The organism is Pseudoxanthomonas sp. P4_B2 (assembly GCF_056402315.1).
The window spans coordinates 218268-233447 of sequence record NZ_JBFUHQ010000003.1; the positions used below are offsets into that span (position 1 = coordinate 218268).

A 15180-nucleotide genomic window follows, 5' to 3' on the forward strand; every position below is an offset into this window, starting at 1 on the left:
CCCATCGCCGCAATTGGCAGCGGCGAAGAGCAGACGCTACTTCAATGCACCAGAGTCTGGATCGCATGCGCGGGGATCTTCACCTGCGCCGAGTCCGAACCCACGTAGTAGTTGTACGCGATCTCCTTGTCGGTCGGATTCATGACCACCGTCGCTAGCTTGTTGTCCTCATTGAGGAAGGACGTGGCCAGCAGCGTGCTGCGGCTGCTGGCCGCGCTGACGCGCCGCGCGTTGGGGCGGATGAACTTGGAGAAATGGCCGATGTAGTAATAGCTCGGCGTATAGATCAGTTCGCCGGTATTGGTATCGGCATGGATCGGCGCGAAGCACAGATTGCCCACGTGGTTCGGGCCGCCGGTTTCGTCCAGCAGGATGTTCCAATCGGTCCAGCCCACCGCGCCGTTGTTGAGGTCGTTGATCATGGCGCTACCGTAGCGCTCGGCATTGAGCCAGTACTGATAACGCGAGGCGTCGAATTTCTCCACCGTCGCTTCGGTCAGCAGCAGCGGCTTGTCCGGATAGGCTTCGGCCACGGCGGCGACGTTGCGGTACATCGGCTCGAAACCGGCCCAGGTCTCGTACCAGTGGAAGCCCATGCCCCAGGCGTATTTCGCCGCTTCCGGATCGTCGAAGATCACCCGCGCGCGATAGGCCATCATGTCGCGATTATGATCCCAGACCACGATCTTCTTGTCGGCGTAGCCGGCCTTGTGCATGGTCGGACCCAGGTGGTTCTTCAGGAAGTCGCGCTCTTCCTCGGCGGTGTACAGCATCGATTCCCAAGTCTGCGTGGCCATCGGTTCGTTCTGCACGGTGATGCCCCAGATCGGAATGCCCTCCTTCTCGTAGGCGGCAATGAACTTGGTGAAATACTTGGCCCAGGCGTCGTTGTATTCCGGCAGCAGCGCCCCACCCTTCAGCATATTGTTGGTGGTCTTCATGAAGGCTGGCGCGCTCCACGGGCTGGCGAACAGGGTCAGTTTGCCGCCCGCCGCGGCGATGGCCTGCTTGATCAGCGGGATGCGTGCTTTGCGGTCGTGATCGATGGAGAAAGTGGACAACGTCTTGTCGCCTTCCTTGATGTAGGTATAGCTGGCGCTGCTGAAATCCGAACTGTGGATGGTGGTGCGCGCCAGGGAATAGCCGATACCGTTCTCCTTGTCGTAATAGGCCTTGAGGAATTCGGCCTGGCGGGCGGAATCCAGTTTGGCGAACACTTCGGCGCTGGAATCGGTGATGGCGCCGCCGATGCCGAGCACGGACTGGTAGCGCTTGTCGGGGTCCACGAAGATCGAGTTTTCCACCTCGACCAGTTTGTGCCCGGGCTGCAGCGTGGCCGTGCCGCTCTTACTGAGCCGCTGCTCCGAGCCCTGCGCGCTGGTGTAAATGGCGACGGTGTTGCCGTTGCTGGAGAATTTCTTCATGGGGGTTTCGGCGGCGTAACTGGAGGAATGGGCCATGAGTACGGCCAGCATTGCCGTTGCTGGCGGAGAAAGGAAATTCTTCATCGATTGCCTCGTGGTCGGGTGGGTCTGGCGGGTATCAGGGTACTTGCTCCGGCGCCGATTGGGTTTCCCGTTCGCGGTCGGGCGCCGCGAGGCCGGCGATCACCGAACTGTCGCGGCCTTTGTTCTTGGCCTGGTACAGCGCTCCGTCGGCCAGCGAAAACCATTCCTGCCAGCGCACTTCCTCGCCGACCATCGCGCCGCCCAGCGATATCGTGATTCTGCCGCCGGGTCCGCGCAGCGCGCTGCGCACCGCCTGACGCAGGCGCTCGCCGGCGGCCCGTAGGTCTTCATGGCTGTCGACTTCCAGCAGCACCACGAACTCTTCGCCGCCGAAGCGGAAGACCTTGTCGTGCCTGCGCATTTCGAACTTGAGAATAGCGGCCAGATCGGCGATAGCGGCATCGCCCGCCGCATGGCCGTGGGTGTCGTTGACTTCCTTGAAGTGATCGATGTCCGCGATCAACAAGCCGTGGTTGCGCTTGCCGATACGCTGCAGCGCCACGGCTTCCTCGAGCGCCGATTCCATCATGCGTCGGTTCGGAAGGCCGGTCAGCGCGTCCAACGAGGCCAACTGTTCCAGCACCTGATGGTCGCTGCTGACGCGCAGAGCGAACAGGTAGGCGAACAAGGTGACCAGTGCGGCGGCGGCGGCGGCGATGATGCGGTCGATCGGCACTGCGAACATGTGCGGCATCAGCAACAGGGAAAAGGTCAGCAGCAGGTTGAAAGACAGGGCCTGGCGCGAACCGGCGATGAAGAAGTTGGTCATCAGCACCAGGTACACCCAGGGCAGCGACGCAGGCCCGATGACGTAGCAGGCGACGGCGCAGCCCAGGCTGTTGGTGATGCACATGAACGCGCCCGGGCCGGCGGAATTGCCGGTACGCATGGCATGGAACACCGGTGCGCAGATCAGCACGACGATGCTGGAGTCGACGAACGCGGCGGCCCACTGTCCATGCAGGGCGCGGTAGACGGCGAAGAGCGCGAGCGTGAAAGCGGTGGTCAGGCCCAACAGAACGATGATGCCGAGTTGGGAATTACGCTGTAGCCGTTTGAGCAAGGCGTTCAATCCTCTGCATGCGGCGCAGGCGGGTGCCAGGACGCGTCCATTAGGGAGCGGATCAATGCTAGTGGGCACAGGGTTGCCTGGCAGTGAACCCCTCCACACCCAGGCGAACGGAGCGCAACCCCCTGATTCCACCGGAGCTTATCGACAGCCGGGCTTGCCAACAAGTCGACCTATGACCTACCCAGACTGCGAAATCGGGCCGCACGCAAGCCGGCGGCTTCTCGTCACCCTTCCTGCGCATCCGGCGGGGGCTGCAGCTCCGTCTTCACTTCCTCCAGCTCGGCGATGACGGTTTCCAAGGCGTCGTGGAATTCGCTCTGGCGCATCATCAGGTTTTCGATCTTGCCGGCCTGCTTCAGTTTGGAAAGCTCGCCATCGAACATCAGCCATTGCGTGGTCAGCAATTCAACGTTGTTCTTGGAGTAATGCCGCATCTCCTTGAGTTGCGACAGCGTATCGGCAACGTGATCGAGCGGGGTCTTGGGATTTTCCTCGGACATGGCGAACTCCTCGGTGAGAAAGACGGCACTTGGGAATGCTACCTCGCAAGGATGAACGGCACTGTCACGAAGGAACCGACGACGACGGGACTACCAGGAACGGTAGCCCGGGCAGAGCGCAGCGGCTCCCAACAGCGAAGCTGCTCAACCCGGGGCTTTTCGCTTCATGTCAAAAGGCCCCGGGTTTCGCTACGCTCTACCCAGGCCACATCACGACAACGGAGAAACCGCGCATGACCCAGGGCACCCAGCATTCGGCCGACGATCCACGCAACGCCGACATCCTGATTTCCATCAACGGCGTGATGAAGCACCGCAGCGAGGCGATGGTGTCGGTGTTCGACAGCGGCTTCGTGCTGGGAGACGGAGTATGGGAAGGCTTCCGCGTGATGAGCGGGCATCCGCTATTCCTGGAAGCGCACCTGGACCGCCTGTACGAAGGCGCCAAGGCGATCCTGCTGGATATCGGCCTGAGCCGCGAGCAATTGACCCGCGCCCTGTATGCCGCCCTGGACGCCAACGGCATGCACGGCGATGGCGTGCACGTACGGCTGATGGTCACCCGCGGGGTGAAGAGCACGCCCTATCAGGACCCGCGCGTCACCGTGGGTCCGGCCACCGTGGTCATCATTCCCGAATACAAGACCGCCTCCACCGACACCGCCGCGCGCGGCCTGTCGCTGCACACCGTGCATGTGCGCCGCGGTTATCCGGACGTGCAGGACCCCAAGCTCAACTCGCACAGCAAGCTCAACTGCATCACCGCCTGCATCCAGGCCTATGGCGCGGGCGCGGACGAGGCGCTGATGCTGGACCCGCACGGCTTCGTCGCCACCTGTAATTCCACCCACTTCTTTATCGTGCGCAAGGGTGAGGTGTGGACCTCCACCGGCCAGTACTGCCTGGGCGGCATCACCCGCGCCAACGTCATCACCCTGTGCCGCGACAACGGCATTCCGGTGTTCGAAAAGTCGTTCAGCCTTACCGATGTGTACGGCGCCGACGAGGCCTTCGTCACCGGTACCTTCGGCGGCGTGGTGCCGGTGCACACGGTCGACCATCGCAGCATCGGCGAGGCGCCGCGTGGCGACGATGCGCGCGGGCCGATGGTGCAGCGCCTGCAGTCCTTGTATCGGGCATTCGCGGCGGCGGACGCGGCTCGGCGCGTGCGTCCGACATGAGCGCGCCCGTGGAAGCGGTGCGCGTGGCGATGTGGTCGGGGCCGCGCAATATTTCCACAGCGATGATGCGGGCCTGGGAGAATCGCGGCGACTGCGCGGTCAGCGACGAGCCGCTGTACGCGCACTATCTGGACCAGACCGGTTTGGATCATCCGGCGCGCGAGGAGGTGATCGCCGACGGCGACACCGATTGGAGGCGGGTGGTGGATTCGCTGTTAGGTCCGGCACCCGGCGGTTCTGCGGTGTGGTACCAGAAACACATGACCCACCATCTGTTGCCGCACATGGACCGCGAATGGATCGCGGGGCTGCGCAATGTGCTGTTGATCCGCGATCCGCGCGAAGTGGTGGCGTCTTACGTGAAGTCGCGCGCGACAGTCACTGCCGACGATATCGGTTTGCCGCAGCAGGTGGCGCTGTACGACGAGCTGTGCGCGGCCGGTTCGCCGCCGCCGATCCTGGATGCGGGCGATTTCCTGCGCGCGCCGGAGCCGCACCTGCGTGCGCTCTGCGATTGGCTGGGCATCGCCTTCACCGAGCGCATGCTGCATTGGCCGTCAGGACCGCGCGACAGCGACGGTATCTGGGCGCCGCACTGGTACGCGCATGTGTGGGAGTCCACGGGCTTTGAAGCGCCGGTGGAAAAGGAGATCAGTCTGTCGGGTGCGGCAGCGGAGGTCGCGGAGGAATGCCGGCCGCATTTCGAACGCTTGCATGGGTTGCGGATGCGGGTGGGTTAGCGATGGAGCGCCGCCGGTTTGTCAGCTTCACCCGGCGAAACCCGCAGCAGGTCTATGCTGTGCGCATGCCAACCCCTTCACTGCATGCCGAGCATGAGCTGGTCGAGCGCAATCGCCGCTTCTACGATGGGCTGTGGCGCGGCGCGCAGCTGACCGAACCCCAGCGTTTCAATACCTGGCCACTGGTCATGCGGCTGATCGCCGGCGCTACGCAGCGGCTCGAAGTAGCGCCCGGCCTGCGACCGCGATTCCCGCTTAAGGGCACCCACTTCGTGGACATCAGTGCGCCAGCGCTGCAGCGCCTGCAAGCCGGCGGCGCCAATGCCTTGCAAGGCCACGTGACCGCGCTACCGTTCCCGGACGCGACCTTCGATGCCGTCTGCGCGCTGGATATCATCGAACACGTGGTAGATGACGAAGGTGCGCTTACCGAGCTTGCCCGCGTGGCCAAACCTGGCGCGGCGGTGCTGTTGTCGGCACCGCTGCACCCGGCCAGTTGGACGGCGTTCGACGACTTCGTTGGCCACTACCGCCGGTACGAACCGGAACACCTGTTGGCCAAGCTCCGTGCGCACGGCCTTACGCTGGAGCACAGCGCGATCTACGGAATGCAACCCAAGTCTTCGAAGCTGCTGGATGTAGGCATGTGGTTCCTCACCCATCGGCGTCGGCAAGCGATGTGGTGGTACAACCGCACACTGCCACTTTTCGTGCGCTTCCAGAAGCCGCTGGCGCTGGTTCCGGGCATGGTCGGCACCGCACAGGTGGATGAGGTCTTGCTGGTTTGCCGCAAGGTCTGAATGGATACGCACCACTAACGGCGGGTCGCAGACAATCCGCTATTGATCGCGCGGGCATTACCGGCTTGCGCCGCTCACCATCGAGGGAGCTTGCATGAGCGTGACCGCAGAGATCGGACAGGCGCTGGCCAAGGAGTTCGCGCTGCCGGATGCAGGCACCACCACCGCCATCGTGGTGCGCTTGCTCACGGCCGCTGCATTGGGCGGCATGTTGGGCCTTGAGCGGGAGCGCAAGGGACGTGCGGCCGGGCTCAAGACGCACATTCTGGTCTCGATAGGGTCGGCGTTGTTCGTGATGGCGCCGCTGTTGTCGGGGATATCTCCGAGCGATGTGACCCGGGTGATGCAAGGCATCGTGTCGGGCATCGGTTTCCTAGGCGCGGGTGCGATCATCAAACTGGAACGCGACGAACGCATCGAGGGGCTCACCACCGCCGCCGGCATCTGGATGGTCTCTGCCGTAGGCATGGCCGCCGGCATGGGCATGGAAGTCATGGCCCTGGCCACCACGTTGATTGGGCTAGCGGTGGTGAACACTATTCCCAGGATCATGCGTAACGAAGAGCAGTAAGTGGCAGTTCGCTGGTCCCTCGAGTGTCGCCTTCAGCCAGCACGTGGGCGAACCACCCAGCCGCTATGCCAAAGGGTGACGCGTGACCGCGGACGAAGCGGACATCCCCGGATGGGAGGTCAATCTGCGATTAACTTGAAGTGCCCGCCTTGATCTTCAACGCACCTCAACGAGACATAGTCGGGAATGCTCATGTGGGGCGAATAATCCGCCTCACGCGCATGAGCGGAGGTAATCACGCACACCTCCGCAGCCGCGGCCTCAGCTGCCAGGATGCCCGCCGGGGCATCTTCGAACACCAGGCAATCGCTTGGCGCAACACCCAATAGGCTCGCCGCCAATGCATAACCCTCCGGACTGGGCTTGCCTAAAGCGACATCCTCGGCGGACACCAGCACTGCGGGGATAGGAAGGCCCGCAGCCTGGATACGCCGCCTGGCGAGTTCGCGAGGTGCCGAGGTCACGACGGCCCATTTGTCCGATGGCAGTGAGCCGATGAACGACTTGGCACCCGCGACTGCCTCCACACCCTCCATGTCCTCAAGCTCTGCTGCCGTCACTGCCTGCGCCTCAAGATGGATGTCGATGCCCGCCAATCCCTGGCGTGCGATGGAGTCCTCGGCGCGCATGCCATGGATCGTCGGAAGCAGCACAGCCGGGTCGATACCGTGCTTTCGTGCCCAGGCACTCCATACCCGCTCGGCTGCCACGATCGAAGTCAGTATCGTTCCGTCCATATCAAAGAGGAACGCGCGATAACTGCTGAATGGCATTCTATTTCTGCTCTTGGCGATGGCAACAGTTTCCGTCAGCTAGGCATTTTCATCGTAGTTCCTATGACGATCCCCTACTAGGTTCACAGTTCGCGGGCGATCTGCGCCGACTCCTGGCTCGATTCTCTGCGAACACATGGCACCCGCATTCAATGCGGTTCTGGATTGGGCTGGCGATGGTCAACACTATTCCCAGGGTTGTGCGGAACGAAGAGCCGTAAGTAGCCGCTTGCTGCTCTCAGCTGGCGTAGAGAATCCGAAAGCGATCGGGTTGCACCGGATCTCGATCAACGATCTGGATTGGCGCCCCGGCCCATTGCCAAACGCTGATGCCCGGCGTGCGGGAGAACCGGATCTGTCCGCGGCTGCCTTCGACTGCAACGCGCGGCCAAGCGTCGGCAATGCGCGCCCGGTCCGTACCATGAGAACGCAGCACATCGGCGAGGACGGTGATCGTGTCGTAGCCTTCGAAGGCGACGAAGGAAGGCGCTTCGCCCAGCCGCTCATGGAGAGCCGTCCCGATCCGTGCACCGAGTGGGCCGAAGCGCTCGGGCAGATAGCGCAGGAACGGGATCGCGGTGCCGTCGTCGCCCAATAACGTCGCCCATTCGGCGAACTCCGGTTGCCCGGCCGGAGCACCCATCATGATCTCGGCCAGGCGCTGGTCGCGGCGGACAGACTTGACGATCGACACTGCCGGCTCGGGTTGGCCGACCAGAAGAAGGAGGGCTGTCGCGCGAGCTTCGACGAGTTTGTCGCACACGGCCGTGGGGGCCAGCGCGCTCATATCCAATTCGATGACGGTGCCGCCGCGTGCAGCGAGCTGGTCCCGCAGAATGCGGGTCCCTGATGCCCAGTAGACACTCGGCGCGGCTGCTACGGCGATTCGACTGTGGCCCCGGCTGAGGAGGAAGTCTGCATAGATCCGCCAGCCGCGGGACTGCGGCGGGGAGAGGCGCGCGACCCATTCCGTCGGTTGTTCGGTGAGCGCGTCCAGAACCGCTGACGAGCACAGGAATGGCAGACCGAGGGCGTCGGCCCTGGCAGCGGCGGCGCGAGCGACGACGCTGTGATACTCCCCCGCCAAAGCAGCCACGCCCAAGCTGGCCAATTCATCGACCACTGCCGCGGCCTTCTGAGGATCAGCTGCGGTGTCTCGGATCACCAGCTCGAGTGGTCTTCCACCGATCCCGCCTGCGTCATTGACTTCGCGAACGGCCAGCTCAAGTCCGGCGAGCAAGTGTCGACCTGCCTCGACCCAGCCTGGCCGAGTCAGCGGAACGAGAGCGCCGATCTGCACGGCCGATTCGTCGGTCCGCTTCACTCCATAGGGCGACTTGTTCATGCGTTGGCGTCTTCCTGATGAAGATTTCAGGTCGCATCCTGAGCTATCAACCCAGCGCCTGGCACTCCGCAAAGCTGATGACAAAGCCAGCCTAGCGTACGGCCCTGATAAGTAAACCTAACCCCGTTCTTTTCTCTGCCGCTTCTCACTGCTTTGGCGTGACCGGATCGGGCGGGCCTTCCGGTTCCGGCGGGGGCGGTGCGTTGGCGGGGGTGCCGGGCAGGTAGAACGTCACGCGGTCGAATAGGCGGCGGTAGAAGTCCTGGTTCTGCACGGTATTGCTGCCTACCCGCACCAGGTTGGCATTGCTGGCGCCGATGGGGATCGGCAGCGACACAGAGCCGATCATGCTCACGCCGACGCTGGCCGAATTGGATTGCGACTTCAATGCGTAGAGGTCCTGCACCGCATTGATAAAGACGATCGAACCACCGTCGGACTTCGGCACACAGGTCGTGAGCACCTTGAGTTGCGTGTGCACCTCGGCCTGGGGCTGGAAGTTCTTGATCGCCTCCACCGCCTCAGGGGACATCTTGCCGATCACGTAGCCCTGCCCCAACAAAGCGCGCCGCGTGGCTTCGCACGCAGTGGACGGCGCCACCGCATAGCTACGCGAATAGGTGTCGTCGGCACCGAAGGTCTCGCCCAAGGGCGCCGGTTCTTCCTTTTTAATCCGGCTCGAGCCGCAGGCGGTCAGCGATGCCACCAGGACCAAAGCGAGCGTGAGGGATCGGGCGAACAGGTTGGCGGAGAACATGAGAGAAATATCCGTTTTTCCAGGTCCGCCCGAGTGTAGCCACCAGATGTGCAAGGCAGCTGAACACGGCGTCACTTCAAAACCATTGAAATGACGCCGTATTCACATGGGTTGCTTAGCTTGTCACTCGCCGGTAGGAATGGCGGCCGGATCCATCCAGAAGGCTCCCCAGACGTGGCCGTCGGGGTCGGCTATATCGCGGCCATACATGAAACCGAGGTCCTGTATCGGATTGATATCGCCAGTTCCCCCGTTGGCCGCGGCGGCCGCGTTGAACGCATCCACAGCCTCGCGGTCGTCGAAGGAAAGAGCGTTGGAAACTTCGCTGGAGGTGTTGGGCGGAATGGGGCGGGTGGTGAAGGTCTTCCACTTTTCGTGGGTCAATAGCATGACGTGGATCGTATCGCTCCAGACCATGCAGGCGGCGGTGGCGTCGGTGAAGTGGGGGTTGTTGTGGAAACCCAGGGCCTCGTAGAACTTCATGGAGGCGGCAAGGTCGGTGACGGGAAGGTTGACGAAGATCATGCGTGGCATTGGTGCGGTCCTGGTTGGTGGGTATATACCGGCGACGAACGGCAGCGGTGGAAATCGACAAGCGCGTGGCGCGCCACGCCTAGCAGCCACGGTCGTCGTCTGGGGACTTATCGATTGCGGCCGCCTCTTCCGGTTTATTCGGCCGCTTCGGGCGCGCCCATGTTGCCTTTGCTGTACATGCCGGAGCGGTCGAAGCAGCAGGCGCGGCGATTTCCGCAGGCAAGCTTGTCGCAGGCCACGCCGATGCGCTTAGCGCGCGTCTCGGCCTTCTTGCCGGAGGTGATCCAGTGGATCCAGTCGCGCCGCGCCACCGGGGTGATCTCGGCCCAGGTCGCCTTGGCAGCGGGGTTGCTAGCCAGCGCCTGCTTCAGGTCGACGGGCACCTTGGGTTCCGGTTCCTTTTCCACTGGCGCGATCTCAAGCGCGACGCTGTCGCCCGCGGCGACGCCGGCCGCTTCGCGCAGCGGCTTGTCGATCTTGAGCCAATGGCTACCCTGGCCATCGGGCTCGAGCGTGGCCTGGAAGGGCTGGCCTGCGAGCATGCCGTCGACGGTGACCATGCTCCGCGTCGGCAGCTTCTTGCTTGCGGCCGCAGGCAGCACCAGAAAGGTCCAGGCCGCTCCCTTGGGCGCCACGGGCCGCGACAGTTTCGCTTTGAACTTGATCGGATCGAGTGGTTTGGCCATGGCGAAAAGATAACACCGACAGTTCGTAGGTGGATGGAGCCGAAGGCGATACCCACCCTGCAGCAAGGTCCGCCCGAGTGTAGCCACCGCGTGTGCAAGACAGCTGAATACGGCATCCCCTGGAAACAAGCGAAATGATCCTTTTTTCCTTGGGCCGCTTAGCTGGCAAGGGGAACAAAAAACACATCAGCGCAGGGTCGCACCTGCGTCAGTCGTCATGAGCGGTCGAATGGTCATGAGCGCTGGCGACCGTGTTTTTCCCCGAGGGAAACATTCAATCTTCACAGTGTCTGAAAACCAGGTTTAGTAACGTCGCCGGGCAGGACGGACACGCGGCGGACTCCTAAAACCCAGCGAAGATCCCATGTCGACCAATCCACGATTCATCGCGGCGCTTCATGCCGAAAAACCGGCGCAAGACTATGCCGATGCTCTTAAGTTGTATGCCTTTCTCATAGGCAGTTGGCGCGCGGACGTTCTCACCTACGACGACGCTCCCACCCCGCATCGCGGCAGTGCCGAGATCCATGCCGGCTGGGTATTGGAGGGGCGAGCGGTTCAGGACGTATGGATGATTCCGCAGAGCGATTTGCGAAAACTGCATATGCCATCGTTGCCGGTCGCCGGAAACTGGTATGGCTCCACTATGAGAGTCTATGATCCAAACCTCGATGCGTGGCGCATTTTCTGGATGGATCCTGCGACGCAATATTTCGCGCTTCAGATCGGCCGCCGACAGGGCGATCGCATCGTCCAGGTGAGCGACGAAGAGAAAGGGACGCGGGGACGCTGGAGTTTCAGCGACATCACCGCGAACTCCTTTCACTGGCGCGGAGAGCAGTCGACCGATGATGGATCGACGTGGACGCTGCTCGTGGAAGTCCTTGCGCATCGCACTTCGGCTTGAGCCCGCCCTATGGGCTTACCTGGTGACCATCTCGATAAATTGGTCGAGGACGCGTTCGACCGTCTGCAACTCTTTGGCTTGAGATATGTTCCACTCTTCGTAGTGCCGATCTATGGCCATTCGTGCCAATCCATAGACGAGCGCGCGGCACGCCAGCCGCCTGGCGGCCAAATCCTTACCGTCGGTGTCCGGGAACAGACCCAGGATGAAAGGATTCATCTGTTCCATGACGCCTTCGCTCAACTCCGATAAGTGATCGCCCTTGGCAAACTCGATCTCATCGCGATTGGAAATGATGGCGAACTGGGCTCGGTTCTTCAACGCCCACCGAAGGTAACCGCGTCCGATAGCTCGCAATCCGTCCGCGGGCGTACCGCCGGGCGACGCATCCATTTCTTTTTGGATTGCGGTAGAGAAGCTTTCCATGGCTTCGGTCGCTACAACGGTAAGCAAAGCCTTCTTGCTTGCGAAATGACGGAACGGTGCGCCTGGTGATACGCCCAAGCGTTTGGCGATCTCGCGAATCGATACGGCCTTGACTCCCTGCTCTTCGACAAGGACCAAAGTGGCCGCGACGATCGCCTCGCGCAGGTTCCCGTGGTGATAGGCGTTCTCGTCCTTCTTCACACCGGGCGTTGTCTTTTTTTTGGTTCGCGACACTGACGTCATCGGGGGGATCCGTATTGAATGCATTCCAATCCGCGGGATCTATTGTAATCACCGCTTACATAGCCTATACTGGTAATGTTATCACTGATTACATCAAGAAAAAACATGCCAACCCTTATGAAACTCGTACGCGGGCCGAAATTGATCGCGGTGGCCACCGTTCTGATTGCGGCAGGGGTAATTTTGACATTGTTGCTGATCCCAGACCCGGAACAAGCCTGGCGATCAGCCATTCGCTTGACCGCGCGAAGTTCGGCGGTGCTGTTTCTACTCGCGTTTGGCGCTGCTGCCGCGGCGACGCTTTGGCCCGGCAAATTTACGCGCTGGATGCGCGGAAACCGCCGTTATCTTGGCCTGTCGTTGGCTGCTTCCCACACGATCCACGCGTTTACCTTTCTGAGCCTGGCGGGACAGAGCCAGTTGCTTGCCGACCAGGTATTGCCGAAGGGAATGGTCGTGCTGGGCAGCATTGGATACTTTTTCATCTACGCGCTGGCGGCGACCTCATCCAACAAGGCCCAAGCGGTCCTTGGCATGCGTTGGTGGCGCCGGCTGCATGTAGTCGGAACGCATTGGCTGTGGCTGCAGTTCCTTATCTCATTCATCAAACACGCGCCGGATCATCCTGAAGATTGGGTAGGTGTAGTTCTTGTCGTCGCGGTGATGACCTTGCGGATCGTAGCTCGCCTAAAAGTAAATCCTGACTCTCAGACGGTTGCCTCCGTTTGAAGCCGACACACTGCCGGCGTGCGCAGACGTCTCCCAGCAGCAATGCATTCCTAACCTAAAGGCCTAACGTGAAACCTTTCTCCTCCGTCGTCTACGCGCTCCTTCTGTTCGGCTTGCTCGTTCCTGCCACCGCGCTCGCTAAACCCCGCTTGGGCTTCGGGGTCGCAGTGGCGACCGACGGCTTTTTCAGCACGACTCTCGCCGAAGTGAAGGTGGTATCTGTGCAGGTCGGAAGCCCTTCGGAAAGGGCGGGGCTGAAGGGAGGTGATCTGATCGTCGAGATGAATGGAATGGCGATCAAGGGAGCCAGCGGACCCGCGATGAAGAAAACGCTGGCAAGCATTAAAGCAGGTGAACACCTCCTGCTGAAGGTGCAGCGGGGGCGCGACGGCATGCTCGTCATCGATATCGTGGCTGGCCCCTGAAGCGTGCAATCAAAAATAGGGGCGGAGTACGTTTTTAAGGAAAGAGGCTCAGGCCTCTTTTTTGAGTTCTGCCCTCGTCGACCGCGGTCAGGTCATGGCGGAGGTTGAGATAGTCGAGGTCGGCGGGCGAGACGCCGGCGGCATTTAAGCCTTTAGTGTCAATGGCTTGGCAGGCGCGAGAATTTCGCTTGACTTTAATTTAGATGTTTAGCTAAATAGCGACAATGAACACCGTCTTCAAAGCCCTGGCCGACCCTACCCGCCGCAAGGTGTTGGAGTTGCTCCGCCAGCGTCCGATGACCGCTGGGGAACTGTCGGAACAGTTCCCGGTATCGCGGCCGACCATGTCCGCGCATTTTGCGGTGCTGCGCGAGGCCGACCTGATCGAGTCCAACAAGATCGGCACCAGCATCCTCTATCAGTTGAAGTTGTCGGTGCTGGAGGACGCGCTGCTGGGCTTCACCCAGTTGTTCGGCATCGGTACTGCAGCGCGCGCGCCAGCGGAGTCCGCTGGCGAGGCCAAGCCCAAAGCAACCCGTGCAGGAGTCGACGAATGAACGAGAACCCCACTACACAAGCCAAAAAACACATCTTCTTCTCCCTCAAGCTGGCGGCCGTAATGATCGGGGCCGGCCTGCTGCTTTCCCTGGCCCGCAAGCAGGGATTGATCGACGGAGAGCTGGTCGAGCGTGCGATCGGCGTCATCATCGGTCTGGCCCTCGCGACCTACGGCAATGCCATGCCGAAGATGTTGTACGGCCCCCCTCCCCGCTCCCTCCATCACGCGACGTTGGCGCAGGCGGCGGTACGCGTCGGCGGTTGGACCATGACGCTGGCATTCCTTGCCTGGGCCGCGCTATGGGCATTCGCGCCGCGGGATCTCTTCCTCATCGGCTCACTGGCCGTTGTCGGCGCCAGCGCCACGATCATCCTTGGCTACTCGATGTGGAAGTACGTCGCCTGCCGCGCGTCGCGGAGCGACTGAGCCGGACATCCAAGAATGCTCGCAATGCCGTGGAATTAGTCCGCTGCTTCGGGGGCGACCTGTTCATCGAGGTGGACGCCGCAATAGGGGCAGAAGTTGATGGGGCGGGCCAACCTGCGGGGGCTTATGCTCATCGATGCTTCAATGCCGATACCACAACGCGGGCAGGCGGCGCCCCGTTGGTACATGAATACCGCTAATGCGCAGCCTGCAACCGCGAACAGCAGCATGAGCCATGGCCAGCGATTGCCGGTAAGCATTATGCCAGTCAAGCACACGAAGAACAGCGCCCAGAAGATTCGTCTTCGTTTCCGCAAGTAGTCACGAATTGTCATAGCCGCCTAACGTCTGAGTTAAGCCGACGCACATCAGGGCGGCGACTGAGTGTGAATATAGCCGAAGGCGCACACTGAGGCGCCGCCCTGATGTGGGTTCGGCTTGAATGAATTATTAGGCCGCATTGTAAGTAGCAATGCGTGCTTCGAGCGCCTTCCAGACGTCGAATATGTTGCCCGCTCCATCGTGCGCTGGCTCGAGAATCGCTCGTCCTGAATCAGTGACTACGAAGAACTTCCCATTCTTTTTGACCAACTCGTGCTGAGTTAGAAATCGAATGGCGAGCTGAAACTCGCTTTCCAGGGGAACAGCATGGTTAATGGCGTCGGCGGAATGCAATATTTCCGATCTTGTGACCGGATTCTTGTCCCAAAAGGAAATTGCTAGAAAGATCCACGCGATAGTGTTTGCCTCGGTCGTGTTCATCCCAGCCTAACTACCAATAGACCCCAAAGTGGGGTATAGCGCGGATTGTGGGTGTGGCCTGGGAGGCGCGTCAATCAGTTCGCAGGATAGCTTGAGCCGAAGGCAATACTCATCACTCGGCAATAGCCAAAACGACCATTTTCTTGAACTCCGAACTCTTTTTCCATAGGCGTGGATTGATCGACAGAACATGAAATGAAACAAGGCCCCAACATGCGGGGCCTTGTTTTGCTCAC

At 61.4% G+C, this 15180-nt stretch carries 20 protein-coding genes; 9 read left to right on the forward strand and 11 right to left on the reverse strand.

Features of this window, described 5'->3' with window-relative positions:
* Positions 1-41 precede the first annotated feature (41 nt).
* From AC1DTQ_RS09780 to AC1DTQ_RS09790, 3 genes are all read right to left on the reverse strand, one after another.
* Complete coding sequence (locus AC1DTQ_RS09780) at positions 42-1424, reverse strand: glycoside hydrolase family 30 protein (protein WP_477849680.1); 1383 nt, start codon at positions 1422-1424, stop codon at positions 42-44.
* A 118-nt stretch (positions 1425-1542) separates the two neighbouring features.
* Positions 1543-2571, reverse strand: a complete 1029-nt coding sequence (locus tag AC1DTQ_RS09785; protein ID WP_477849372.1) for a GGDEF domain-containing protein — start codon at positions 2569-2571, stop codon at positions 1543-1545.
* A 233-nt stretch (positions 2572-2804) separates the two neighbouring features.
* On the reverse strand, positions 2805-3080 hold the full coding sequence (locus AC1DTQ_RS09790) for a hypothetical protein (RefSeq protein WP_477849374.1): 276 nt from the start codon (positions 3078-3080) through the stop codon (positions 2805-2807).
* A gap of 233 nt (positions 3081-3313) precedes the next feature.
* Between AC1DTQ_RS09790 and AC1DTQ_RS09795 the strand changes: the two genes are divergently transcribed.
* The 4 genes from AC1DTQ_RS09795 to AC1DTQ_RS09810 all read left to right on the forward strand — a co-directional run bounded on the left by AC1DTQ_RS09795 (position 3314) and on the right by AC1DTQ_RS09810 (position 6372).
* The gene (locus AC1DTQ_RS09795) at positions 3314-4261 is read left to right on the forward strand and encodes an aminotransferase class IV (protein WP_477849375.1); all 948 of its coding nucleotides are present in this window, start codon (positions 3314-3316) and stop codon (positions 4259-4261) included.
* Positions 4258-5001, forward strand: coding sequence for a sulfotransferase-like domain-containing protein (locus AC1DTQ_RS09800; protein ID WP_477849376.1), 744 nt, complete (start codon positions 4258-4260; stop codon positions 4999-5001). Before AC1DTQ_RS09795 ends, AC1DTQ_RS09800 begins: the two co-directional genes overlap by 4 nt.
* Before the next feature lie 65 nt (positions 5002-5066).
* Positions 5067-5801: a class I SAM-dependent methyltransferase gene (locus tag AC1DTQ_RS09805; RefSeq protein WP_477849377.1), complete on the forward strand. Its 735-nt coding sequence runs from the start codon at positions 5067-5069 to the stop codon at positions 5799-5801.
* A 94-nt stretch (positions 5802-5895) separates the two neighbouring features.
* Positions 5896-6372: an MgtC/SapB family protein gene (locus tag AC1DTQ_RS09810; protein WP_477849378.1), complete on the forward strand. Its 477-nt coding sequence runs from the start codon at positions 5896-5898 to the stop codon at positions 6370-6372.
* Between the two features lie 119 nt (positions 6373-6491).
* On the opposite strand, the gene AC1DTQ_RS09815 is transcribed toward AC1DTQ_RS09810, so the two are convergent.
* The 5 genes from AC1DTQ_RS09815 to AC1DTQ_RS09835 form a co-directional block, all read right to left on the reverse strand.
* On the reverse strand, positions 6492-7145 hold the full coding sequence (locus tag AC1DTQ_RS09815) for an HAD-IA family hydrolase (protein WP_477849379.1): 654 nt from the start codon (positions 7143-7145) through the stop codon (positions 6492-6494).
* Positions 7146-7383: 238 nt separating this feature from the next.
* Positions 7384-8490, reverse strand: a complete 1107-nt coding sequence (locus tag AC1DTQ_RS09820) for an ABC transporter substrate-binding protein (protein ID WP_477849380.1) — start codon at positions 8488-8490, stop codon at positions 7384-7386.
* A gap of 145 nt (positions 8491-8635) precedes the next feature.
* On the reverse strand, positions 8636-9247 hold the full coding sequence (locus tag AC1DTQ_RS09825; protein ID WP_477849381.1) for a DUF2242 domain-containing protein: 612 nt from the start codon (positions 9245-9247) through the stop codon (positions 8636-8638).
* A gap of 123 nt (positions 9248-9370) precedes the next feature.
* The gene (locus AC1DTQ_RS09830) at positions 9371-9781 is read right to left on the reverse strand and encodes a VOC family protein (protein ID WP_477849382.1); all 411 of its coding nucleotides are present in this window, start codon (positions 9779-9781) and stop codon (positions 9371-9373) included.
* Between the two features lie 134 nt (positions 9782-9915).
* On the reverse strand, positions 9916-10467 hold the full coding sequence (locus AC1DTQ_RS09835) for a YdeI/OmpD-associated family protein (RefSeq protein ID WP_477849383.1): 552 nt from the start codon (positions 10465-10467) through the stop codon (positions 9916-9918).
* 364 nt (positions 10468-10831) lie between these two features.
* Here AC1DTQ_RS09835 and AC1DTQ_RS09840 point away from each other — a divergent pair, with 364 nt between their 5' ends.
* The gene (locus tag AC1DTQ_RS09840; RefSeq protein ID WP_477849384.1) at positions 10832-11374 is read left to right on the forward strand and encodes a hypothetical protein; all 543 of its coding nucleotides are present in this window, start codon (positions 10832-10834) and stop codon (positions 11372-11374) included.
* Positions 11375-11389: 15 nt separating this feature from the next.
* Here AC1DTQ_RS09840 and AC1DTQ_RS09845 read toward each other — a convergent pair whose 3' ends face one another.
* Positions 11390-12043 carry a TetR/AcrR family transcriptional regulator gene (locus tag AC1DTQ_RS09845; RefSeq protein WP_477849385.1) on the reverse strand — a complete coding sequence of 218 codons (654 nt, stop codon included), beginning with the start codon at positions 12041-12043 and terminating at the stop codon, positions 11390-11392.
* A 117-nt stretch (positions 12044-12160) separates the two neighbouring features.
* Here AC1DTQ_RS09845 and AC1DTQ_RS09850 point away from each other — a divergent pair, with 117 nt between their 5' ends.
* From AC1DTQ_RS09850 to AC1DTQ_RS09865, 4 genes are all read left to right on the forward strand, one after another.
* Entirely contained in the window at positions 12161-12772 is a 612-nt protein-coding gene (locus AC1DTQ_RS09850) for a hypothetical protein (protein WP_477849386.1), read from the forward strand.
* Between the two features lie 68 nt (positions 12773-12840).
* Positions 12841-13197 carry a PDZ domain-containing protein gene (locus tag AC1DTQ_RS09855; protein ID WP_477849387.1) on the forward strand — a complete coding sequence of 119 codons (357 nt, stop codon included), beginning with the start codon at positions 12841-12843 and terminating at the stop codon, positions 13195-13197.
* A gap of 224 nt (positions 13198-13421) precedes the next feature.
* Complete coding sequence (locus AC1DTQ_RS09860; RefSeq protein ID WP_477849388.1) at positions 13422-13754, forward strand: autorepressor SdpR family transcription factor; 333 nt, start codon at positions 13422-13424, stop codon at positions 13752-13754.
* Positions 13751-14182, forward strand: coding sequence for a hypothetical protein (locus tag AC1DTQ_RS09865; protein WP_477849389.1), 432 nt, complete (start codon positions 13751-13753; stop codon positions 14180-14182). The genes AC1DTQ_RS09860 and AC1DTQ_RS09865 overlap by 4 nt, the downstream gene beginning before the upstream one ends.
* A gap of 35 nt (positions 14183-14217) precedes the next feature.
* On the opposite strand, the gene AC1DTQ_RS09870 is transcribed toward AC1DTQ_RS09865, so the two are convergent.
* Together AC1DTQ_RS09870 and AC1DTQ_RS09875 are read right to left on the reverse strand one after the other, a co-directional pair.
* Positions 14218-14517: a hypothetical protein gene (locus AC1DTQ_RS09870; RefSeq protein WP_477849390.1), complete on the reverse strand. Its 300-nt coding sequence runs from the start codon at positions 14515-14517 to the stop codon at positions 14218-14220.
* 115 nt (positions 14518-14632) lie between these two features.
* A complete protein-coding gene (locus tag AC1DTQ_RS09875) occupies positions 14633-14944 on the reverse strand; it encodes a hypothetical protein (RefSeq protein WP_477849391.1) in 312 nt (103 codons plus the stop codon).
* Positions 14945-15180 lie beyond the last annotated feature (236 nt).

Excerpts from the sequence above, each read along its gene's own strand:
- AC1DTQ_RS09780 (WP_477849680.1), bottom strand. The coding sequence starts at position 1,424 with ATGAAGAAATTCTCCAGCAACGGCAACACCGTCGCCATTTACACCAGC.
- AC1DTQ_RS09790 (WP_477849374.1), bottom strand. The coding sequence starts at position 3,080 with ATGTCCGAGGAAAATCCCAAGACCCCGCTCGATCACGTTGCCGATACG.
- AC1DTQ_RS09795 (WP_477849375.1), top strand. The coding sequence starts at position 3,314 with ATGACCCAGGGCACCCAGCATTCGGCCGACGATCCACGCAACGCCGAC.
- AC1DTQ_RS09800 (WP_477849376.1), top strand. The coding sequence starts at position 4,258 with ATGAGCGCGCCCGTGGAAGCGGTGCGCGTGGCGATGTGGTCGGGGCCG.
- AC1DTQ_RS09805 (WP_477849377.1), top strand. The coding sequence starts at position 5,067 with ATGCCAACCCCTTCACTGCATGCCGAGCATGAGCTGGTCGAGCGCAAT.
- AC1DTQ_RS09810 (WP_477849378.1), top strand. The coding sequence starts at position 5,896 with ATGAGCGTGACCGCAGAGATCGGACAGGCGCTGGCCAAGGAGTTCGCG.
- AC1DTQ_RS09815 (WP_477849379.1), bottom strand. The coding sequence starts at position 7,145 with ATGCCATTCAGCAGTTATCGCGCGTTCCTCTTTGATATGGACGGAACG.
- AC1DTQ_RS09820 (WP_477849380.1), bottom strand. The coding sequence starts at position 8,490 with ATGAACAAGTCGCCCTATGGAGTGAAGCGGACCGACGAATCGGCCGTG.
- AC1DTQ_RS09825 (WP_477849381.1), bottom strand. The coding sequence starts at position 9,247 with ATGTTCTCCGCCAACCTGTTCGCCCGATCCCTCACGCTCGCTTTGGTC.
- AC1DTQ_RS09830 (WP_477849382.1), bottom strand. The coding sequence starts at position 9,781 with ATGCCACGCATGATCTTCGTCAACCTTCCCGTCACCGACCTTGCCGCC.
- AC1DTQ_RS09835 (WP_477849383.1), bottom strand. The coding sequence starts at position 10,467 with ATGGCCAAACCACTCGATCCGATCAAGTTCAAAGCGAAACTGTCGCGG.
- AC1DTQ_RS09840 (WP_477849384.1), top strand. The coding sequence starts at position 10,832 with ATGTCGACCAATCCACGATTCATCGCGGCGCTTCATGCCGAAAAACCG.
- AC1DTQ_RS09845 (WP_477849385.1), bottom strand. The coding sequence starts at position 12,043 with ATGACGTCAGTGTCGCGAACCAAAAAAAAGACAACGCCCGGTGTGAAG.
- AC1DTQ_RS09850 (WP_477849386.1), top strand. The coding sequence starts at position 12,161 with ATGAAACTCGTACGCGGGCCGAAATTGATCGCGGTGGCCACCGTTCTG.
- AC1DTQ_RS09860 (WP_477849388.1), top strand. The coding sequence starts at position 13,422 with ATGAACACCGTCTTCAAAGCCCTGGCCGACCCTACCCGCCGCAAGGTG.
- AC1DTQ_RS09865 (WP_477849389.1), top strand. The coding sequence starts at position 13,751 with ATGAACGAGAACCCCACTACACAAGCCAAAAAACACATCTTCTTCTCC.
- AC1DTQ_RS09870 (WP_477849390.1), bottom strand. The coding sequence starts at position 14,517 with ATGACAATTCGTGACTACTTGCGGAAACGAAGACGAATCTTCTGGGCG.
- AC1DTQ_RS09875 (WP_477849391.1), bottom strand. The coding sequence starts at position 14,944 with ATGAACACGACCGAGGCAAACACTATCGCGTGGATCTTTCTAGCAATT.